The 1,645-nt window shown below is 33.1% G+C and carries 1 protein-coding gene; it reads right to left on the reverse strand.

Annotated features, from left to right (window positions below; all coding sequences use genetic code 11):
- Positions 1-3: 3 nt before the first annotated feature.
- The gene (locus tag HMPREF9144_RS05045; RefSeq protein WP_006044816.1) at positions 4-1,551 is read right to left on the reverse strand and encodes a sensor histidine kinase; all 1,548 of its coding nucleotides are present in this window, start codon (positions 1,549-1,551) and stop codon (positions 4-6) included.
- Positions 1,552-1,645: the final 94 nt, after the last annotated feature.

The following is a 1,645-nucleotide window of genomic DNA, read 5'->3' on the forward strand; positions in this document are numbered from 1 at the left end:
TTTCTATTTATCTAATAACACTGGCAATATAATTGTAAATTTCGTTCCTTTTCCATATTCACTGTCTACTTTAATTTCGCCTTCGTGTAAATCTATCATTCTTTTAACATAAGCTAATCCTAATCCAAATCCCTTTACATCGTGTAAATTTCCTGTATGTACACGATAGAATTTTTCGAAGATTTTCTTTAAGTTTTCTTTTTTTATACCCTGTCCCGTATCTCGTATTGTTAAATAGAGATGATTGTTTGTATTCCAAGTTTTTAAATACACATTTAATGGTTGATCTACCTTGGCATATTTAACGGCATTATCTAACAGGTTAAATATAATATTTTGGAAGTGCATTTCGTCTACATACATTTTAGAATCTATTGCGTCTATTTCTGTATATACTCTACCTCCCGTATGTTCTACGCGTAAAGTAAACGAATGAGCTATAGTTTCTACCATCTCGTTTAAGTCTACATATTTCTTTTTCAATACAGCCTTTTTGCTGTCGTACATACTCATTTGGAGAACCTTTTCAACTAAGAACCGTAGTCGTTTTGTTTCGTCTGTTATAACTCCGCCCAGATGTTCTATCATTTTAGGTGATTTTACTAATCCTTTATCGTTCATCATCTGTGCAGCTAAAGATATACTTGCAATTGGTGTCTTTAGTTCATGCGTCATATTATTTATGAAGTCATTCTTAATCTCTGAATATTTTTTCTGTCGGAATATAATGACGATTGTAAATATAAACGTTATCAGCAACACCATTGTAAAGATGATAGACGGTATCATAAAACGTACACTTGAGAAAATATAACTATTCATATCTGGGAAATGTACTTTTACTACACCCATTCTATTTGGAGGGTCGTTTCGAAAAAGAACTTGTGAATAGCTATTACTTTCTCCATCGTTAATATAGTCAGGACATCTGTAAACTTCACGCCCATCTTGCGTGTAAACAGAGAAATGATAGGGGATATTAATTCCATTGTTCATCATCTCTGCTTTTAAATCTTGATCGAGCATCTTAAAATTAATCCGTTCGTTCAATGGTTTATCTGATGCAGAATACAATATATTGTAAACAACCTCTTCGAGTAGAGCCTTTTGATACACATAGCGATTTCGTACAACTTCTTGCATTCTACGTTTAGTTGCAGAAATAGTCCCAGTATCATTACGCAAGATTGTTGCTTTTGTTCGTAAAGAGGGATTGCTTTGTGTTAATTTCATTTCGAATGAGGAATAAGAAGATTCTGTATCAGCTGTCTTTGCTTTCCTCTCTCCTTTTGTGGCATCTCCTTTTTGTTGGGAAGAACTATATTTTATATTCTTCAGTTCATTATTATTCACATCTTTTTCTAAGAACCGTAATGTTTCATTAAGTTCCATATTACGAGATGCTTGATAAAGGGCACGATTAACCGATTCATCGAATTGCTCTTTCTTCATCTCTGCCATTTCTTCAATGTAATTGAGCTGGAGCAAAAGAAGGGCAAGAAACGAAAGCCCCATTATAATTGCAATTGTCCAAATCGTTTTCTTATTCATAATTTACCGTACACTTTGATTTTTGTGTATATTCCCGTTCTATCTTACCTCATTATAATTGGTGAGACAAAGGTACTGTGTTTATTAATTGATT

The organism is Prevotella pallens ATCC 700821, from assembly GCF_000220255.1.
GTDB classification, from domain to species: domain Bacteria; phylum Bacteroidota; class Bacteroidia; order Bacteroidales; family Bacteroidaceae; genus Prevotella; species Prevotella pallens.